This is a genomic window from Micromonospora sp. NPDC023633 (genome assembly GCF_040640035.1).
Classification (GTDB): Bacteria; Actinomycetota; Actinomycetes; order Mycobacteriales; family Micromonosporaceae; genus Micromonospora.
The window spans coordinates 1-18741 of record NZ_JBFABB010000065.1; the positions used below are offsets into that span (position 1 = coordinate 1).

The following is an 18741-nucleotide window of genomic DNA, read 5'->3' on the forward strand; positions in this document are numbered from 1 at the left end:
GCACGCCATGGCCTTCGCCGGGCTGGGCGCCGCCGAGGTGCTGCGCCGCCATCCGGGGCACGCCGCCGCGGGGGCGCTGCTCGACGACGCCGCCGGCGTCGTCGGTCCCGGCGGCCCCGATCCGCGCTGGCCGTGGCCGCGGGAGCGGCTCAGCTACGCCAGCGCCGCGCTCGCGGAGGTCGTCATCGCCGCCGGTCAGCTGCGCGGCAACGCCCCACTGCTCGCCGACGGGCTGCGGATGCTGACCTGGCTGTGCGAGCTGCAGGTGCGCGACGGGCGGCTCTCGGTCGTGCCCGTCGGCGGCTGGCGGCGCGACGGCGCTCGTCCCCGCCACGACCAGCAACCGATCGAGGTCGCCGCCCTCGCCGACGCGTGCGCGACCGCCGCCGCGATCACCGGCGACCCGGCCTGGAAGATCGGGCTCGGGCGGGCCGTCGGATGGTTCCTGGGGGACAACGACCTCGGCATGGCCATGTGGGACCCGGCGACCGGCGGCGGCTACGACGGGCTCACCCCGCACGGCCCCAACTTCAACCAGGGCGCCGAGTCGACCCTGGCGCTGATCTCCACCCTGCAGCACGCCCGGCAGTGGTCGTGACCGGGATCCTGGCCACCCGCCAGAGCCTCACCCTCGCTCCCGACCCCCGGCGGGTCGTCGTCAAGCTCTTCGTCCCGGGTGAGGACGCCGCGGTGGCGCACACCCGCGCGCGCGATCTCGTCGACCGGATCGCGGGCCTCGACGCCGACGAGACGCAGACCCTGCTCCGGCGGACGCTGCACGACTTCGGCGGCCGGCACCGCGACCTGGAAGGCACCTTCCGGCACCACTACGAACTCGTCCGGCACCGGGTCGCCCGCACCCGGCAGCTCTCCCCCACCGCGCGGCTGCTCGTGGGCGCCTATTTCAGCCACGAGTACGCCGTCGAGGCCGCGGCGCTGTGCAACCCGTCCATGGTGGCCCACCCCGACCAGTCGGCGCTGCGACCGGGGCAGCTGCGGGTGGCGCTCAGCCTGCGCCAGATCGGTGAGGGGCACCTCTCCTCCATCGGGTTCGCCAGCGCAGTGCTGGGGCCCGGGAGCCGCCTCGCCGTGCGGGGGCGGTCGGGACCGCTGGTGAGCGGCCGGCGCGGCCACGTGCGGCACCGACGGGACCTGCTCGCCGCCGGGCTGCGCGAGGAGGGCTGGGACAACGAGGTCTGCGCGGCCGTGCTGGCCGCCCTGCCGGAGCGGTACGACGAGGCCGGCTTCGAACGGGTACTGGCCGCTCTGCCACCCGATCTGTTCTACCGCCACACCACCCCGGACACGCTGGAACAGCTGCGCCGGATCTCCGCGGCCAGCTACGCCGTCGCCTTCCCGGCCGACACCCTCCTGCACGAGCGGGTGCTCTGGCCGGCCACGGCGGCGGAGAGCAACGGCATGGAGGACGCCCGGTTCGTCGGGTTCGTGGACGACGCCGGCGCCGCGACCTACCAGGCGACGTACACCGCCTACGACGGTCGACGCATCGCCGCCCGGAGGTTGACCAGCGACGATCTGAGCCGGTTCCGGATCGACCCGATGCGCGGACCGGGTGCCCGGAACAAGGGCATGGCGCTCTTCCCCCGCACCGTCGACGGCCGGCACCTGGCGCTCTGCCGCTCCGACGGCGAGACCATCGGCCTGACCGCCCTGGCTGACGACCAGACCTGGCAGGCCCCGGTGCCGCTGCACGGGCCGCGCCGCAGCTGGGAGTTGATCCAGGTCGGCAACTGCGGATCGCCCATCGAGACCGAGGTGGGCTGGTTGGTGCTCACCCACGGCGTCGGTCCGATGCGCCGCTACGCCATCGGGGCCCTGCTGCTCGACCTGCACCGCCCGGAGCGGGTGATCGCCGAGCTGCCCGGGGCGCTGCTGGCCCCCGACGACACCGAGCGCGAAGGGTACGTGCCCAACGTCGTCTACTCCTGCGGCGGTCTGCTCCACGACGACCTGCTCTGGCTGCCGTACGGGGCCAGCGACGCCCGGGTCGGCTTCGCGACCGTACCCCTCGACGCGCTCGTCGAGGCGATGGTCGGGCAGCGGTCCGGGTGAGTGCCGAGCGGCCGGCGCGCACCGCCGGCCGGCCGGTCTCACGCCCGTTGTCGAGAGAGGCGGGTCAGGACGGTGCGCGTCGGTGTCGGACCCATCTGGTTGAGCCGTGCCGACCCCGGCGGCCGGTGAGCGGCCGCCGGGGTCTGCCCGGTCAGGACTCGGAGTTCCTGCGGCGGTAGAGGAAGAGAAGGCTAGCGCCGGTGGCGACGGCGAGGCTGCCGAGGCCGGTCAGGACGGGTACGAGCGCACCACCGCCGCTGGCACCGGTCACCGGCAGCTGCGTCCGGCTCGGGGTCGGGACACCGGTCGGCGTCCGCGTGGGCTGACCCGTCGGCGAGCCGGTGGGGCTCCCGGTGGGCTGACCGGTCGGAGTGCCCGTCGGGGTGCCCGTCGGAGTACCGGTCGGGGTGCCCGTGGGGGTACCGGTCGGGGTGCCCGTGGGCTGACCGGTCGGAGTGCCCGTCGGAGTACCGGTCGGGGTGCCCGTCGGGGTGCCGGTGGGTTGGCCGGTCGGAGTGCCCGTGGGGGTGGTGGTCGGGCTTCCTGTCGGCTGCAGGCAGGCGGGGGTGTTGATGGTGTTGGTGTCGAGGGTGACGGCGCCGGTCTGGGCCAGGGCCCGGCCCTGCAGGGTCGCGCCGGTGTTCATGGTGATCGAGGTCTGGGCCAGGATGTTGCCCACGAACCGGGTGCCGGTGCCGAGCGTCGCCGAGCTGCCCACCTGCCAGTAGACGTTGCAGGGCGAGGCGCCGTTGATGAACACGACGCTGCTGTTCGCGGCGGTGACCAGGGTGGAGGCGATCTGGAAGATGAACACCGCCGCCGGGTCGTTCTGACTGTTGAGCGTCAACTGGCCGGTCAGTTGCGCGGCGCCGATCCGGTACACCCCGGGGATCAGCGTGGCGCCGCCGAGTTCCGACGGCCGGTTGATGAAGGGAGTCCGACCCGCGGCGTCGTTGTACGCGGTGGTCAGGTCGTTCTTGGCCTGCAGGGCGACGCCGTCGGCGAGGTGGATCTCGCCGGCGACGGCGCCCGGCGGGAAGCCGGTCGCTTGGCTGCCGGGGTGGACACCGAGGCTCTGCTCCAGGATGGTCGGACCGGTGTTGGTCACCTCCGAGCCGGCCAGTACGGAGAAGTTCGCCGCGGTCCCCAGGCCGACCGGAGCCTCGGCCGCGCTGGCGCCGGTGCCACTGACGATCAGCACAGCGACGGCCGTGGTGGCGGCCGCGACGGCTGCGAGCGCCGGCATTGCCGCGCGCCGAAGATGACGGGTTCGGGTGACTGTCACGATTGTGGCCCTCTCATGGTGCGTCTCCGGCCGGCGCTGTCGCGACTGCGGGGGCCGGAGTCACACACGTACAAATATAGGTAATCGGACTTTTACACATGCAAGCCCATAATGTGCCCCTACTTCCGAAATTCTCGCCCGTCGACCGGCAGGATTCCGACCGCCCGAGCCACGCCAGATCTGAATTCTCGGAACGACCCTCACGTCGACCAGGCCCGTGCCCGACACCCTGTCGTGAGGACCCCGGCATCTCGCAGCCGACAGGGAACGGCGGCCGCGCGATCCGCTCCGCGGCAGGGCCGTGCCGTAGGGTGAGGCACGTAGCAGCCGCCCCGGTCCCTGGTGGTGCCCCGAACCGCAGGCACAACACCAGGAGCATCGGATGCCTGGCCCCACCGGCTACGTCGTCCCGGGCCCCGAGTCCGTCGACGATCTCGTCAGGCGGATCGCGGACCGGGATCCGGCTGCCTTCGGCCGCTTCTACCGCCGCATGTGGTGCTGCCCCGGCTGGGACGGTTGAAGCCGCACGAGTCGGCCCGAAAGCTCGCCCGCCGCCTCGAAGCAGGCAGCGCCCGGATCATGTCCGCCACGGTCCGCCGTGACGGCGGCCGGTGGCACGTCGCCTTCTGCGTCGAGGTTGAACGGTGCGAGCGAACGCCGGCCCGACCCGACAGCGTGGTCGGTGTGGACGTCGGGATCACGCACCTCGCGGTGCTGTCCACCGGCGAACTAGTCGACAATCCGCGCCACCTGAGCGTCGCGCAGGCCTGGCTGCGGACGCTGGGCCGGGCGCTGTCGCGCAAGCAGGGTCCGGACCGGCGTATCGGACGACGGCCCTCGAAACGGTGGGAACGCGCCGCTGCCCGCCTCGGCCGCGCCCACGCCCGCGTCGCGAATCTACGCCGAGACGGCATGCACAAGCTCACCACCCGACTCGCCCGCGAGCACGGCACAATCGTGGTCGAAGACCTCAACGTCACCGGCATGCTCGCCAACCGCAGGCTGGCCCGGCACATCACCGACGCCGGATTCGCCGAAATCCGCCGCCAGCTCACCTACAAGACCCAGTGGAACGGCGCACGACTGATCATCGCCGACCGCTGGTTTCCGTCCTCGAAGACTTGCTCGGATTGCGGCGCGGCGAAAGCCAAGCTCGCCCTGCCGAGCGCCAGTACCACTGCCAGGCGTGCGGCCTGGTCATGAACCGCGACCGCAACGCCGCGCTGAACCTAGCCGCCCTCGCGGCCGAGTTCGACCCCGCCGGGAGTGGCCCGGTGGCAGCACGTGGAGCCGACCGTAAGACCCGCGTACCCGGGCAGGTGGCCGTGAAGCGTGAACCCGGCACGGCATCCGCCGGTCAGACCGGGACCGTCCCACCGCAAGGTAGGACTGCTGATCGCGTGCTCACTAGAGCGCACTGAAAGGTAACGGCGTTCCACGATGGTCATGCCCACCCCGACCGTGTCCCGTCCCCGGCTGCTCGACGTACCGGGCAGTCGCGAACAGTTGTTGCGCCGACTCGCCGCACTGCACCGCGACGATTAGCGGGGTGTGCCGTTCTCCGGGTACGCGGTCCCGAGCATCCTCGGTGCGCTCCGTCGGCATTTTCGGGACACCACCTGGGCCATGCGGGTACCGCGCCGGATCCAGGAGCTGAACGGCAGGATGCGCGCCGTCACGACGGAGTTGATGCAGTCGCGGGGCCACCACCCGAGCGCCGCGGAGTTCGCCGACCACCTGGAGGTGGGCGTCGAGGAGATCCAGGCCGCCGCCCTCGCGGCGCAGGCCTACCGGCTGATGTCTCTCGACGCGCCGCGGCACGACACCGACGACCTCGGGACCCTCGCGCTCATCGGGACCGTCGATCCCGGTTTCGCCCGGGTGGACGATCACCTCGTGCTTCGGTCGCTCCTGGCCGACCTCCCCCCGCGGGAGCGTCGGATCCTCACGATGCGGTTCCACGGCCAGCTGACCCAGCAGTCGATCGCCGAGCGGTGCGGATTGTCGCAGATGCACGTCTCGCGGCTGCTGAAGCAGTCCCTTGCCCGGCTCAGGGCCGGCATGCCGAGCTGACCGTCTGCCGTCGCGGCGGAGGCTGCGCGTCTTCCGCCGAGAGTGCGTAGCAGGACCCCGGGCACCGTGGGCCGACCCCGACGACGTCCGGCGTCGGCAGCGTGAGCCGCGCCCACAGCGGATCCGCCCGGGATCGCGCCCGCGCGGCGCGCGCTTCCAACAAGTTCGCGTCCGCATGACCCAACCGTGTCGAATGCGCCGAATCGCCCCTCACCGCCGCTGTGGTGTCCCCACGATGGGAAGAAGGTCGGACTTGGAACTGAGAGGGGTAGTGCGGCATGAGGCGTCGACGTAGCAGGAGGGTGCCGCTGCTGCAGGCGGCAGCGATGTCCCTGGCAGCGGTGGTGGCGGCGGCAGCCGTCGTACGAGCCCGCCGTCGCCGCGCCGGAGGTGACGCGGCCGCCGGTGATCTTCCCGCCGTGCGGGACAGCGCGTTCGCCGACGCGGGCACAGGCGGGGTACCGGTCCCCGGCGGCGCGGCCGGCCGGGACAAGCAGACGGCGTCACCGGCAGCCGCGGCGCGGTGAGGACGGGGAGCGCCGCCCGCAACCGGGCAGGAACGTCCCTGCCCGGCGTGACCAGGCGGCGCCCACCCGACGGCCTCGGACGGGCGTGCCCCGGCGCGAGGTGCCGACTCCGTCTTTCGCAGGTGAGGGCGGATGAGTGCCTTCGGAGGTGAGGGCGGATGAGTGACCCGCCCAGCGACACCCGGGCGGCCCACGGGCCACGGGAGGAGGTCACGGTCGCCGAACTCGTGCAGCGTGCGACGGACCAGATCACCCGGCTGGTGCGGGAGGAACTGGCACTGGCCCGGGCGGAACTGACCGCCAAGGGCAGACGCGCCGGCTCCGGCGCCGCGATGGTCGGTGGCGCGGGCGGGATGGCGCTGTTGGGGGCGGGGGCGCTCGTCGCCGCGCTCGTCCTGGTCCTCGCCGAGCTCATGCCGGCGTGGGTGGCCGCGCTGGTCGTCGCGGTGGTTCTCTTCGCCGTGGCCGCGCTGCTCGCGCTGTTCGGGAAGAAGCAGGTGAAGCAGACGATGCCCGTCACGCCGGAGTCGACGCTGCACAGCGTGCGCGCAGACGTGGAGTCGGTGCGGCAGGCCGCCAAGGAGGGACGAGGGTGATGACCCCGAACGAGAGCAGCGACCCGGACCGCACCCGTGCGGACATCGAGGCGACCCGGGCGGAACTCGGTGCCACGGTGCAGGCCCTGGCGGCCAGGACCAACGTGCGGGCCCGGGGCCGGAACAGGGCCCTCGACATCGGAGGTCGCGCCCGACAACGCCTGACCGGCTCGGCTCAGGCGGTGCGGGAGAGGACGGCACAGGCGGTCCGGACGACCCGCCCAGGAAACGGCGGTACGAAGCTCGACGCGATGGCCCGTGCCGCGCGGCGACGCCGGGCCGCCCTGCGCGACGGCGCGGCAGAGGGGCTGGCGGCCCTGCGCGGCAGCGTCCCCACCGGATCGGCGGCCGGGAGCGGGCCCGCCGCCGCCCGCGCGCTGCGCAACCGGCTGGTCGGGATTCGGTCGGCCGCCCGCCACCGCCCCGCGCTGATCGTCGTCGCCGCTGCCGTCGTGGGCCTCGTCGTGACGATGCGTCAGCAGAAGCTGGGCCGGCGTGGCGCTGCGCGCCGTCGATGCTGACGCACGCTCGCCGTTCACCTCGCTCGTCTTGAAGGACCACCTGTTCGACGTCGTCGACAGGCCGAGAACCGCCACGTGCACGGAGCCGCGACCATGAACGATGCGACCCTCGACACCCGACGTCACGGCGGCAGCCAGTACGCGGAACTGTCACGCCTGATCCGGCGGGCGGGCCTGCTCGATCGGCGGCGCGGCTACTACGCGCTGCGCATCGGCGTCCTCGGCGGGTGCTACGTCGGCGCCTGGGCGCTGTTCGGGTGGCTCGGTGAATCGTGGTGGCAGCTGGGCGTCGCGGCCGTCCTCGCGGTGGTCTTCGCGCAGGCCGGGTTCATCGGTCACGACGCCGGTCACCGCCAGATCTTCCGTACCCGTCGCGCCAACGACCTGGTCGGTCTGGTCCACGGCAACCTTCTGATCGGCCTCAGCTACAGCTGGTGGGTGGACAAGCACAACCGCCACCATGCGCACCCGAACACCGAGGGTCACGACCCGGACATCGTCGTCAGGCCGTTGTCGTTCACCCGGGGGCAGGCGCGGGATCAGCGCGGACCGGGCGCACTGGTGGTCCGGTACCAGGCGTACCTCTTCTTTCCGCTGCTGCTGCTGGAGGGCCTGCACCTGCACGCGAACAGCGTCAAGGCCGTCGTCGGCGCGCGTCGGCTCCGGCGGCGCCCCGCGGAGGCCGCGCTGCTGGCCCTGCACACCGTCGGGTACCTCGGTGCCGTGTTCCTCGTCCTGAGCCCGCCGCAGGCCGTCGCGTTCGTCCTCGTCAACCAGGGCCTGCTCGGCCTCTACCTCGGCAGCGCCTTCGCCCCCAACCACAAGGGCATGCCGATCCTCGCCGCCGACGACCGGCTCGACTACCTCCGACGCCAGGTCCTCACCTCCCGCAACGTGCGCGGCGGCTGGTTCCTCGACGCCCTCCTCGGCGGCCTGAACTATCAGATCGAACACCACCTCTTCCCGAGCATGCCGCGGCCCAACCTCCGGCGCGCCCGGCCGCTGGTCCGCCGGTTCTGCGCCGAACACGACATCCCCTACCACGAGACCACCCTGACGAGGTCGTGGGCGCAGGTGCTGAGGCACCTGCACGCGGTCGGCCGGGCGTCGGCCGACGACGCCGGCCTGAGCTGAGGCGCGACCGGCCGCCGCGCGACGGGCGGCCGGATCCCGCCTCGGCCGAACGTCGCCGCCCCTTCTCGTCGCGCCCCCGTCGGGCGGGTCACGAGCCCACCGGGCGCTCCCGCGGGCCAGGTTCCGAGGTGGGCCCCGGCTCGTCGGCGGGCGCGGGATGCGCCGGCGCCCGTGCGGTGCGTACAGTTCCGGGTCGGACTTGGCATGGGCCGGGAAGAACTGGCGCGGGAAACGGGACGAGACAGCGACGGCATGGCAGCGGACAAAACTACGGAAAACAGCCACGAGGGCATCGACCGGAGCCAGCTGGAGGCCTGCCTCAGCGTCTTCGAGGCGTTGGAGAACCTGCCCCCCGACCACCCCGACGTGGTGCGGGTGCAGCGGGCCACCGCGCGGCTCTACAAGGTGATCAAGCAGCGCCGGCGCGAGGAGCGGCGGGACGCGATCGCGGCGGCGGACCGTGCGGTCACGGCGGCCACCGCCACGGGCGCACCGGGCCGGATCGACGACGAGACCCAGGGGATCCCGCTCGCCTCCCCCACCGAGGGAACCACGGCCGGCTTCCTGCACAACCCGCGCGGCTGCTACGTCTGCAAGCAGCGCTACCGGGAGGTGGACGCCTTCTACCACCAGCTCTGCCCGCCCTGCGCCGCGCTCAACCGGGAGCGCCGGGACGCCCGCACCGACCTGACCGGCCGGCGGGCGCTGCTCACCGGCGGCCGGGCGAAGATCGGCATGTACATCGCGCTGCGGCTGCTGCGCGACGGCGCGCACACCACGGTGACCACGCGGTTCCCGCACGACGCGGTCCGCCGGTTCGCGGCGATGCCGGACAGCGGGGACTGGCTGCACCGCCTGCGGATCGTCGGTATCGACCTGCGCGACCCCGCCCAGGTGATCGCGCTCGCCGACTCGGTCAGCGACCAGGGACCGCTGGACATCCTGATCAACAACGCGGCGCAGACCGTCCGTCGCACGCCCGGGGCGTACGCGCAGCTCGTCGCCGCCGAGGCGGCGGCCCTGCCGGACGGCCCCCTGCCGGAGATCGTCACGTTCGCCAACCCGGCCGGCCGGGGCGACGCGGCCGGCAGCCTCACCGCCTCGCCGGAGTCGACCGCGCTCACCCCGCACGCGCTCACCGCGCTCGCGCTGACCAGCGGATCCGCCTCGCCGGAACGGATCGCGGCAGCCACCGCCATCGACGCCGGCGGGCTGGTGCCCGACCTCGACCCGGTCAACAGCTGGGTGCAGCGCGTGCACGAGGTGGACCCGGTGGAGTTGCTGGAAGTGCAACTGTGCAACGTGACGGCGCCGTTCGTGCTGGTCAGCCGGTTGCGCCCGGCGATGGCCGCAGCGAGGGCCCGCCGTAAGTACGTGGTGAACGTGTCGGCGATGGAGGGCCAGTTCGGGCGCGGCTACAAGGGGCCGGGGCACCCGCACACCAACATGGCCAAGGCCGCGCTGAACATGCTGACCCGCACCAGCGCCCAGGAGATGCTGACCGACGGCATCCTGATGACCAGCGTCGACACCGGCTGGATCACCGACGAGCGGCCCCACCCGACGAAGATGCGGCTGGCGGATGCCGGCTTCCACGCCCCGCTAGACCTGGTCGACGGCGCGGCCCGGGTGTACGACCCGATCGTCCGCGGCGAGCAGGGCGAGGACCTGTACGGCTGCTTCCTCAAGGACTACGCGCCCTGCGCCTGGTAATGGCGCGTTCACCCATTCGCCGCTATTGCCAACCTTCGATGCGTGTGTAAAAGTTCTTCACTGACTTCAACCTCGTGCAAGAAATCCTTCGAGGGAGACCGGGATGAGAAGGACCACCACATGGCTGATGGGCCTCGCCACCGCGGCGGGGCTCACCATCGCGCTCGGCTCGGCGGCCGTGGCCGAGTCGGCGCCGGCCCCCCAGCCGCAGCCGCAGTCCGTGGCGGTGTCGGCCGTCGGTCCGCAGCCCGGCACCTTCGTCGGTAAGGGGTTCGACACCTGCGCCGCCCCGTCGCAGTCGGCGATGAACGCGTGGCGCGCCAGCTCGCCGTACCGCGCGGTGGGCATTTACATCAGCGGCGCCAGCCGCTCGTGCGCGCAGCCCAACCTGACCGCGACCTGGGTCACCAACCAGACCGCCAACGGTTGGCGGCTGATCCCCATCGAGCTCGGCTACCAGGCGCCCTGCGGCACCCGCGCGCCGAAGATGTCGGGTGATCCCGGCACCGCGCGGTCGCAGGGCCGCACCGCCGCCGACAGCGCCGCCAACGCCGCGCGGGCGCTGGGCATCGGAGCCGGCAGCACCATCTACAACGACATCGAGCACTACCCGACGACCACGGCGTGCCGCGCGGCGGTGCTGTCGTTCCTGTCGGGGTGGGTCGAACAACTGCACACCCGGGGCTACCTGGCCGGCATGTACTCCAGCGGATCCTCCGGCATCAGGGACGTCTGCCTGGAGTACCACAACCCGAGCTACACCAGGCTGGACCAGATCTGGATCGCCTGGTGGAACGGTGTGGCCGACACCGACGCCGGCAGCTACTGCTCCGACGCGTACTACGCGAACCACCAGCGCCTGCACCAGTACGCCGGGGACGTGACGGAGACCTGGGGCGGCGTGACGATGAAGATCGACCGCAACTACCTGGACGTGAGCACGTCCCAGCAGCCGCCTCCGCAGCAGTGGAGCACCACCGTCGACAACACCACGTCCGGCCGGTTCACGGCGAGCGCCAACTGGAGCACGTCGGCGTACTCCAGCAGCCGGTACGGCACGGACTACCGCTTCGCGAGCCCGACGTCGGCCAGCGACGTCGCCTGGTACCGGGCGGACGTCCCGGAGACGGGGAGCTACGAGATCTCGGTCTGGTACCCCGCCGACCCCGGATACAACAGCCAGACGCCCTACCTCGTCGCCACCGCCACGGGCAACCAGTCGGTCTCGGTCGACCAGCGCGTCAACGGCGGGCGGTGGGTGTCGATCGGCGTGTTCACGCTCGCGGCCGGCGACGGCAACAAGGTCGGGGTGAGTCGCTGGACCGGCGGCAGCGGCTACGTGGTCGCCGACGCGGTGCGGATCACCCGGGCGTGACCTGACGCCTGCTTCGTCAACGCCGTCCATCCGGGTAGTTCTCGCCCAGCTCGATCTCGGCTCGTACGGCGAACTCGCGCAGCGTGGCCATCGCCTCCGCCGGCCCGCCGGTGGCTCGCACCATCGCCGACTGCGCCAGGACGATCAGCGCCTCGACCGCCTCCTGCGGCCGGGGGTTGACCAGCGCCGCGACCTGGCCCATGTCGTCGTCGAAGTAGGCGAGCAGGATCCGGCTCGCCAGCCCGATGGTCCGGGCGGTGTCCCTCGACAGGTCGTCCGCGCCGCCCGGCGTCACGCCCCGCGCCCCTGCCCCGGCGCGCTCAGGTGGTCAGGCACGGTCGGTTGCCGGGTTCGGGGCACCGAGGGTCTCGCCCTCGACGAGTTGGCAGGGCAGCAGCCGTTGGTGGTCGCTGTCCCGCCCGTGCAGGATGTCGTCGAGCACCTCGATCGCCTGCCAGCCCATCTCCCTGCGGGCGATGTGGAAGCCGGTGAAGTCGAGGTCGGTCTCGGCCTGGCGGGTGGGATCGCCGAGCGCCACCAGGGAGAGGTCGCCGGGCACGGACAGGCCCCGGGCCCGCGCCGCCTCGGCCACCGCCGCCGCCTCGACCAGTTCCTCGCAGAAGACGGCGGTGACCCCGGTCGAGCGCAGCGCGTCGAGCAGTTCCGCCGCGGTCCTGCCGCCGACCGGCTCGTGTCGACCGTCCACTCCGGTCTCTCGGACCGCGGCGGTGAAGCCGGCGAGCCGGTCGGTGGCGGACTCGGCGCCGGCACCGACGCCGACGTACGCCAGCACCCGGTGTCCGAGGTCGACGGCCCGGCGGACGAGGGCGGCGGTGGCCTGGGCGTAGTCCGCGCCGACATAGGGCACCGGACCGCCCTCACCGGAGGGTAGGTGGGCGTCGTCGCGTCGACCGACGGACACGAAGGGCATGGCGCCGGCGACCATCCTGGCCAGCTCGTCGCGGGGGATCTCCCGACCGAGCAGCACGCATCCGTCGGCGAGCCGGATGCGGTTGTTGTCGTGGAAGATCCGCCGGCTGCCGCCGCTCACGGGGGCGCTGGTGAACAGCAGCAGGTCGCACCCGATGCTCTCCGCGCACGCCTCGATGCCGGACAGGAACGGGTGGTAGAAGTTCGCACTGGTGCTCGGGAAGACCGACTCGTAGGTGAACACGCCGAGGATCTGGTTGTGCTGTTGCAGCAGCCGCCGGGCGAGCGGGTCGGCGACGTAACCCGTCTCGCGGATGACGCGCAGCACCCGTTCCCGAGTCTCCGGGGCGATCCGCCAGGCCGCCTCACAACGGTCGTTGAGCACGAGCGACACGGTCGTCTGGCTGACTCCGGCCATCCGCGCGATCTCGTGCTGCGTCAGCCTGCCCCGCCCTGCGGACACGGATATCGGCCACCTTCTGGAGCATCACGTATTGCCGAGGATTGTTGCCGTGGATGCTGCCCGGCCGGCAGAACCGGTGTCAAGGGCGGCCGGAGCCAGTAATACGTATTACAGGCTCCGGCGGTCTTGACCCGGGGTTCCTGTTGATCCAAGACTCAGCGCATCCCCCGGCAACGCAAGGAGCCGACATGCCTGATCACGCCCTGTCCCGCCGCGGCCTTCTCCGGGCAGCCGGCCTCGCCGGCCTCACCGGCGTCGGCCTCGCCGCCCTCGGTTCCCCGGCGCACGCCCGGCCGGAGACGCCCCGGCTCGGCCAGATCGCCCTGGTCCCGCTCGACGACCGGCCCTACACCTGGTACGCCCCGCAACAGATCGCCACCGGCGCCGGCTACGACACCCTGCTGCCGCCCCGGGCGACCCTGGGGCGGCACTTCACCCCCGGCGACGGCCGCGCCGTCGGCCAGTGGCTCACCTCGTCCACCACCCAGGCGGACGCGCTGGTCGTCGCCCTACCGATGCTCGCCTACGGTGGACTGCTCAACTCCCGCAACAGCTCGATACCGGAGGCCGAGGCGTCCGCCCGGCTGGCGGCGGTACGGGCCGTCCGACGGCGCCGCCCGCACCGGCGGCTCTACGCCTTCGACACCATCATGCGGCTCACCCCCGAGGGGCCGTGGCGCAACGAGCTGCGGGCGTGGGCCACGGTGAAGGACGAGGTCGACAACCTCGCCATGATGGAGAAGCGCCCGCAACTCGACGCGCTGGAGTCCCAGATCCCGGCCGACGTGCGCAACGACTACCTGGCCACCCGGGCGCGCAACCACCGGCTCAACCTGACGATGATCGAATGGGCGGCCGAGGGGATCTTCGACTTCCTCGTGGTGGGCCAGGACGACGCCACCGGCCACGGCCTGCACCGACCCGAGTCCCAGGCACTCGCCGCCCGCATCACCGAGCTGGGTGTCGGCGACCGGGTGGTGATCTACCCGGGTGCGGACGTGGTGGCCGCCCTGCTCATCGCCAAGATCGCCGTCCGGGACGCCGACGTGCGACCCCGGGTGAGCGTCGAGTACTCCCGGGTGCCGGGCGAGGCCTGGACCGCCCCCTACCAGAACATCCCGTACGCCCGGCTCGTCCAGGGCTACGTCGACATCCTCGGCGGGACGGTCGTGGACCGGCCGGAGCAGGCCGACCTGGTCCTGATGGCCAACACGGGTGGCAGTACCGCGTCGGTGGCGCCGTTCGCCGACCGCCTGGTCGCCCACGTCCGGGCCGGACGCCCCGTGGCCCTGGGCGACGACGCGATCGCCGGGCACTCAGACCGGCGTCTGCTGTCCCTGCTCAACGGCCGGATCCGGTACGTCGAGCTGGCCGGCTACTCCGGCTGGAACGTGGGGATCAGCCTTGCCCAGGCGACGTCCCGCTGGGCGCTGCGGCAACGCTCGGTCCGCGGTGACCTGCCGCCCGGCGCGCCCGGCGCCGTCGGTGAGCCGGTCCTGGCCGCACGGCGGGCTCTCCTGCACGACGCGGCCCGAGCCAGCATCGAACTGTCCGTCTCGGAGCTGGTGCAGACCGATTCGTACCGCAACAACGTCCGCACGGCCACCACCGCCTACGCCTCCGCGCTGGGCGAGCCGGACCCGCAGAACATCGCCACCCACTTCCCCGAGATCAACGCGTACGCGGTCGACAACACCACCCCGCACGCGGAGAAGCTGTTCACCGAGCAGTTCGCCGGGGCCACGCTCGCCCTGGGCAGCGACGGCCGGGCGCCGGTGACGGCCCGCGTGGACCGGCTCGACGCCTGGCACCTCCACCTGCCGTGGAACCGCACCGGCGAGATCGCCGCCGAGCCGCGGATCGTCCTGACCCCGGACGGGGGGCCACGGTGAGGGCGCGGGCGGCCGCGCTGCTGGCCGCGCTCGTCGTCGGCGTCGCGCTGCCGGTCCCGACCGCTCCGGCCGCCGCCTCCGCTCCCGTCCCCCTCGTCGACAGCTACTTCGACTGGCTCGTGGCGTCGTACGACGGGGTCCGCAACGGGCTGCGCCGGGACATCGAACACGTCCACGGCGACCAGCTCGTGATGGCCGGCCGGGCGTGCACCACGGCGAGTCCGTGCACCGTCGGCGGGCCGCGGCAGAGCACCGCCGCCTGCACCTCGCTTCAGTTCATCTCGGTCTATCTCGACCAGCGGGCGGCGTACGAGCAGCGGTCGCTGTCCAGCGTGGAGACCGGGCTCGTCGACGAGTTCGCCAGCGCGGTGCTCGCCCACCGGCTGCCCAAGGACCCGAACGCGCCGAAGATCTTCGACGACGCGGTCGCGAGCACCCCGGACGGCCAGATCCGCTACTTCACCTCGTTCGGCAACGCGGCGTGCGGGGAGGCGCTGCTGGCCGCCCACGAGGCGACCGGCACCTCCGCCTACCTCGACGCCGCCACCGGCATCGGCGAGTTCCTGCTGCGCATGCAGGACCCGCGCGCCTACTACCAGGCCTACGGCGTGCATCCGTTCGTCGACGGACTCGGCCAGCCCACCACCCCGCCGGGCGGCTACGTCGACCAGATCTCCAGCTGGAGCAACCTCTACTCGACGATGTCCACCTGGAACCTCACCGCGATCGCGTTCCTGCAACGGCTGGAGACGGCCGTGGCGCCGCCGGACGACCGGTACGGCCAGTCGGCCGCCGCCGCCCGGCAGTTCCTCGGCACGGGGCTCCAACTCGGCGCGGACTGGTACACCTTCGACTTCGCCTCCCCCGCCACCAGCCAGAACCGGGTGGTCGCGCAGAGCGCGTACAGCGCCGACTGCCGCGACAACCGGTGGCACCGCAAGGGCTCCTGTGCCTACACCAACGGCCAGATCGCCGGCGGGACCCTGGGCACCGACATGGTCGAGTACGGGCTGGCCGGACTCTACGACCACGAGCGCCAGCTCCACGGCGCCAGTGCCGCGGCTGCCGCCGTGACGAGCCTCTACACCACGTACACCAGCCTCCCGGGCTGGCACACCGCCTCGGCCAGTGACCCGCTCGACTGCGTCGACGACACCGCGGCCGGCGCCGTGGACCCGTACTACCCGCCGGACAACCAGGGCCCGACCCCGTCGGGTGACGCACGGGACTACGACCCGCACCTGTCCTTCGGTGGCTTCTTCCGCCTCACCCCGCCCGACGAGAACGCCGAGGCGAAGTACTACGACATCGTCGGCTTCGGCATCCTCGCCGAACTGCGCAGACAGGTGGTGCCGGCCAAGTTCGCCGCGGGCTACCAACGGTTGCAGCAGGCGGACCGACAGGACGCGCTCTACGCACTGCTCGACCGTTCGCTGACCGCGATGTTCCTGCCCGCCCGGGACGCCGACGACCTCGACGGCGACAGCGACACCACCGAACACCTCTGCAAGGGCACCCGGGGCACCCTCCCGATCGCCCACAACGGCCTCGGCATCCTCAAGGCGGTCGGCTACGCCGGCACCCGGTGACGGCGCCACCGAGCGCCGACCGACGACCCCGTGCACCACCACCACGACGAAAGTGAACCGATGCGTCGCGACAGACGACTGACATCCCGCGTCCTCAGCCTGATCACCACGACCGCGGTGACCCTCACCCTCGCGGTCGCCCCGCCGGGCACCCCGGCCGCAGCCGCCGCGGCGCCGACCAACCTGGGCCGGCTCGCCGTCGTACCGCTGGACGACCGGCCGTTCACCGCGCACACGCCGGTGGCCGTCGCCGAGGCCGGCGGGCACGAGGCGCTGACACCCCCGAAGGACCTGCTCGGCGAGTACTTCACCTACGGCCAGGCCGACGCGGTCGGCGACTGGTGGCGCAAGGCCGCCGCCGACGCGGACGGCTCGGTCGTCGCGGCCCCGATGCTCGCCTACGGCGGCCTGGTCGCCTCCCGGACCTGCCAGACCAGCCTCGCCGACGCCCGGCGGCGGCTCTCCGTGCTGGACGAGGTGAAACGGAGCAACCCCGACAAGCCCCTGTACGCGTTCGACGTGATCATGCGCCTCACCATCGAGCCGACCAGCAGCTACCCGGGCATCCACTCCGGCCCGATCCGGCGCTGGGCCATCTTGATGGACCAGGTGGAGAACCTCGGCCAGGAGGAACGCCGGGCCGAGTACGAGCAGGTCGCCAGCGAGATCCCCGAGGAGATCAAGGCGGACTTCCTCTGCGCCCGGGCCCGGGACCACCAGATCAACCGGGACATGATCCAGCGGGTCGCCGACGGCACCATCGACTACCTGATCCTCGGCCAGGACGACGCCACCGAGCACGGCCCACACCGCCTGGAGAAGGCCAGCCTGGCCGCGCTCACGGCCCAACTCGGGGTCCAGGACCGGGTCAGGATCTACCCGGGCGCGGACATCCTCGGCGCGCTGCTGGTGGCCAAGCACGTCACCGAACGGCTCGGCGCCGCCCCGACGGTCGACGTCGAGTGGTCCCGCACCCCGGGCGAGCAGTGGGTGGCGCCCTACCAGGACGTTCCCTACGCCACCCTGGTCGACGAGTACGTGCGTACCCTCGGCGCCCGGCCCTCGGACGCTCCCGACGCCGACATCCTGCTGATGGCGAACACCGCCGGGGGCGGAAACCTGGAACCCTTCGCCGACCGGATCCACGACGCGGTGGCCCGGGGCCGGCTCGTCGCGGTCGGCGACGACGCACTGGCCGGAAAGGTGGACGGCGAGCTACGTGCGCTGCTCGCCCCCCGGGTCCGCTTCGGCGAACTGGCCGGGTGGTCCGGCTGGAACATCGGTCTGTCGATCTCCCAGTCGGTGGTCCGCGCGGCGCTGTTGCAGGCGAGCCGGACCGGTCGCCTGCCGGGCTTCCCCGGCGAGGCGAAGGGGATCCCCTTCCAGAAGGCGCGCGAGGCGATCCTGCTCAGTGCCGCCACCGCGCACGTCGAGTTGACGCTGCAGGAGCTGGCCCACACCGACGTCTACCGCAACCAGGTGCTCAGCCAGGTCCAGGCGTACGCCCGGGACAACGGCGACGACCCGCAGTACATGACGAAGGTGTTCGAGGGCGCCAACCAGCTCGCGGTGCAGCGGACCAGGGCGCTGGCCGACCAGCTCTTCGCCGACGAGTTCGCCGGCACCCCGGTCCGCGCGGGCAACGACGGCCGGTACGAGGTGACCGCGGTCGTGCACCGGCTGGAGTCCTGGCAGATGACGCTGGCCTGGTCGCGCTACCAGGAGCTGGAGGCCTTCCCCACGCTCGCGCTGAGCACGGCCACCGCCGACCGCGGTGCGCTGCTCACCGTCTCGGCCCTGCCCCTGCGGACCACGGTCCGGCCGGAGTCGGACGTGGACACCCGGATCACCGCCGTGCTGCGCAACGACGTCGGCACCCCGGTGACGGCACAGCTCGGCGCCGTCGTCCCCGAGGGGTGGGTCGCCCCGGCGCCGACCGAGGTACGGCTCGCGCCGTTCGCGGTGGTGGAGGTCCCGCTGACCGTGGGGGTCCGCAAGCTCGCGGCGGAGCAGAGCGCCACGGTCACCGTCGACGCCCCGCACGGCACGCAGCCGGAGCAGCCCCGCCAGTTCGCCGCGAGCGCCACCACGACCGTCGCCGCCGTGTGGCGCAACGTGGCGCTGGCCTCCGCGGGCGCCGAGGCCACCGCCTCGGGCTGGTGGCGGCAGTACGTGCCGTCGCACGTGATCGACGGCAACCGGGTCAGCTCCGGTAGCCGCTGGATCACCGAACCGGCCGACAGCCACTGGCTACAGGTCGAGTTCGCCGGTGCGGAGCGGGTCGACACCGTGCGGCTGCACCAGTACGGCGGGTACGAGCTGACCTCGTACCGGATCTCCGGCCTGGTCAACGGCGCCTGGCAGGTGCTCAGCGAGGTCACCGGGAACACGACCCAGGTCACCACGCACACCTTCGCGCCGGTCCGCGCGACCGCGCTCCGCCTCGACGTCCTCGCCAGCCGGGACAGGCAGGCCCGGCTCTACGAGATCGAGGTGACCTGCCGCGACGCCTCCTGCGGCTGACGCCGGCACCGCCGAACCGGCGGACCGCCGTCGACGGCGCCGCGTCG

General features: G+C 72.6%; 16 protein-coding genes and 1 pseudogene. 14 read left to right on the forward strand and 3 right to left on the reverse strand.

Annotation, left to right across the window (positions count from 1 at the left end):
• Positions 1 to 598 (forward strand): annotated as a pseudogene (locus AB0G13_RS20510) (glycosyltransferase); the annotation flags it as partial.
• Positions 595 to 2073 carry a glycoside hydrolase family 130 protein gene (locus AB0G13_RS20515; RefSeq protein ID WP_357876404.1) on the forward strand — a complete coding sequence of 493 codons (1479 nt, stop codon included), beginning with the start codon at positions 595 to 597 and terminating at the stop codon, positions 2071 to 2073. The pseudogene AB0G13_RS20510 and the gene AB0G13_RS20515, both read left to right, overlap by 4 nt.
• A gap of 151 nt (positions 2074 to 2224) precedes the next feature.
• On the opposite strand, the gene AB0G13_RS20520 is transcribed toward AB0G13_RS20515, so the two are convergent.
• A complete protein-coding gene (locus AB0G13_RS20520; protein ID WP_357876406.1) occupies positions 2225 to 3319 on the reverse strand; it encodes an ice-binding family protein in 1095 nt (364 codons plus the stop codon).
• A gap of 421 nt (positions 3320 to 3740) precedes the next feature.
• Here AB0G13_RS20520 and AB0G13_RS20525 point away from each other — a divergent pair, with 421 nt between their 5' ends.
• The 9 genes from AB0G13_RS20525 to AB0G13_RS20565 all read left to right on the forward strand — a co-directional run bounded on the left by AB0G13_RS20525 (position 3741) and on the right by AB0G13_RS20565 (position 11297).
• Positions 3741 to 3878 carry a hypothetical protein gene (locus AB0G13_RS20525; protein WP_357876408.1) on the forward strand — a complete coding sequence of 46 codons (138 nt, stop codon included), beginning with the start codon at positions 3741 to 3743 and terminating at the stop codon, positions 3876 to 3878.
• On the forward strand, positions 3875 to 4561 hold the full coding sequence (locus tag AB0G13_RS20530) for an RNA-guided endonuclease TnpB family protein (RefSeq protein ID WP_357876410.1): 687 nt from the start codon (positions 3875 to 3877) through the stop codon (positions 4559 to 4561). The genes AB0G13_RS20525 and AB0G13_RS20530 overlap by 4 nt, the downstream gene beginning before the upstream one ends.
• The gene (locus tag AB0G13_RS20535; protein WP_357876412.1) at positions 4489 to 4779 is read left to right on the forward strand and encodes a zinc ribbon domain-containing protein; all 291 of its coding nucleotides are present in this window, start codon (positions 4489 to 4491) and stop codon (positions 4777 to 4779) included. The genes AB0G13_RS20530 and AB0G13_RS20535 overlap by 73 nt, the downstream gene beginning before the upstream one ends.
• 130 nt (positions 4780 to 4909) lie before the next feature.
• A complete protein-coding gene (locus AB0G13_RS20540) occupies positions 4910 to 5431 on the forward strand; it encodes a sigma-70 family RNA polymerase sigma factor (RefSeq protein ID WP_357876414.1) in 522 nt (173 codons plus the stop codon).
• 685 nt (positions 5432 to 6116) lie between these two features.
• Positions 6117 to 6554 (forward strand): phage holin family protein, encoded by a 438-nt coding sequence (locus AB0G13_RS20545; RefSeq protein ID WP_357876416.1) that lies wholly within the window; start codon positions 6117 to 6119, stop codon positions 6552 to 6554.
• The gene (locus AB0G13_RS20550) at positions 6554 to 7075 is read left to right on the forward strand and encodes a DUF3618 domain-containing protein (protein WP_357876418.1); all 522 of its coding nucleotides are present in this window, start codon (positions 6554 to 6556) and stop codon (positions 7073 to 7075) included. The genes AB0G13_RS20545 and AB0G13_RS20550 overlap by 1 nt, the downstream gene beginning before the upstream one ends.
• A 93-nt stretch (positions 7076 to 7168) precedes the next feature.
• Positions 7169 to 8209: an acyl-CoA desaturase gene (locus AB0G13_RS20555; protein WP_357876420.1), complete on the forward strand. Its 1041-nt coding sequence runs from the start codon at positions 7169 to 7171 to the stop codon at positions 8207 to 8209.
• Positions 8210 to 8461: 252 nt separating this feature from the next.
• Positions 8462 to 9922 carry an SDR family NAD(P)-dependent oxidoreductase gene (locus AB0G13_RS20560; RefSeq protein ID WP_357876422.1) on the forward strand — a complete coding sequence of 487 codons (1461 nt, stop codon included), beginning with the start codon at positions 8462 to 8464 and terminating at the stop codon, positions 9920 to 9922.
• Positions 9923 to 10025: 103 nt separating this feature from the next.
• The gene (locus tag AB0G13_RS20565; protein WP_357876424.1) at positions 10026 to 11297 is read left to right on the forward strand and encodes a glycoside hydrolase domain-containing protein; all 1272 of its coding nucleotides are present in this window, start codon (positions 10026 to 10028) and stop codon (positions 11295 to 11297) included.
• Positions 11298 to 11313: 16 nt separating this feature from the next.
• On the opposite strand, the gene AB0G13_RS20570 is transcribed toward AB0G13_RS20565, so the two are convergent.
• On the reverse strand, positions 11314 to 11592 hold the full coding sequence (locus AB0G13_RS20570) for a hypothetical protein (RefSeq protein WP_357876426.1): 279 nt from the start codon (positions 11590 to 11592) through the stop codon (positions 11314 to 11316).
• 33 nt (positions 11593 to 11625) lie between these two features.
• Positions 11626 to 12690, reverse strand: a complete 1065-nt coding sequence (locus AB0G13_RS20575) for a LacI family DNA-binding transcriptional regulator (RefSeq protein WP_357876428.1) — start codon at positions 12688 to 12690, stop codon at positions 11626 to 11628.
• Positions 12691 to 12878: 188 nt separating this feature from the next.
• On the opposite strand from AB0G13_RS20575, the gene AB0G13_RS20580 reads away from it, so the two are divergent.
• Genes AB0G13_RS20580 through AB0G13_RS20590 form a run of 3 tightly spaced genes read left to right on the forward strand, consistent with a single transcriptional unit; the run spans position 12879 to position 18694 of the window.
• A complete protein-coding gene (locus tag AB0G13_RS20580; RefSeq protein WP_357876430.1) occupies positions 12879 to 14582 on the forward strand; it encodes a DUF4127 family protein in 1704 nt (567 codons plus the stop codon).
• Complete coding sequence (locus AB0G13_RS20585) at positions 14579 to 16171, forward strand: hypothetical protein (RefSeq protein WP_357876432.1); 1593 nt, start codon at positions 14579 to 14581, stop codon at positions 16169 to 16171. The genes AB0G13_RS20580 and AB0G13_RS20585 overlap by 4 nt, the downstream gene beginning before the upstream one ends.
• A gap of 60 nt (positions 16172 to 16231) precedes the next feature.
• The gene (locus AB0G13_RS20590; RefSeq protein WP_357876434.1) at positions 16232 to 18694 is read left to right on the forward strand and encodes a DUF4127 family protein; all 2463 of its coding nucleotides are present in this window, start codon (positions 16232 to 16234) and stop codon (positions 18692 to 18694) included.
• Positions 18695 to 18741 lie beyond the last annotated feature (47 nt).

Excerpts from the sequence above, each read along its gene's own strand:
- AB0G13_RS20520 (WP_357876406.1), bottom strand. The coding sequence starts at position 3,319 with ATGCCGGCGCTCGCAGCCGTCGCGGCCGCCACCACGGCCGTCGCTGTG.
- AB0G13_RS20525 (WP_357876408.1), top strand. The coding sequence starts at position 3,741 with ATGCCTGGCCCCACCGGCTACGTCGTCCCGGGCCCCGAGTCCGTCGAC.
- AB0G13_RS20545 (WP_357876416.1), top strand. The coding sequence starts at position 6,117 with ATGAGTGACCCGCCCAGCGACACCCGGGCGGCCCACGGGCCACGGGAG.
- AB0G13_RS20550 (WP_357876418.1), top strand. The coding sequence starts at position 6,554 with ATGACCCCGAACGAGAGCAGCGACCCGGACCGCACCCGTGCGGACATC.
- AB0G13_RS20555 (WP_357876420.1), top strand. The coding sequence starts at position 7,169 with ATGAACGATGCGACCCTCGACACCCGACGTCACGGCGGCAGCCAGTAC.
- AB0G13_RS20560 (WP_357876422.1), top strand. The coding sequence starts at position 8,462 with ATGGCAGCGGACAAAACTACGGAAAACAGCCACGAGGGCATCGACCGG.
- AB0G13_RS20565 (WP_357876424.1), top strand. The coding sequence starts at position 10,026 with ATGAGAAGGACCACCACATGGCTGATGGGCCTCGCCACCGCGGCGGGG.
- AB0G13_RS20580 (WP_357876430.1), top strand. The coding sequence starts at position 12,879 with ATGCCTGATCACGCCCTGTCCCGCCGCGGCCTTCTCCGGGCAGCCGGC.
- AB0G13_RS20590 (WP_357876434.1), top strand. The coding sequence starts at position 16,232 with ATGCGTCGCGACAGACGACTGACATCCCGCGTCCTCAGCCTGATCACC.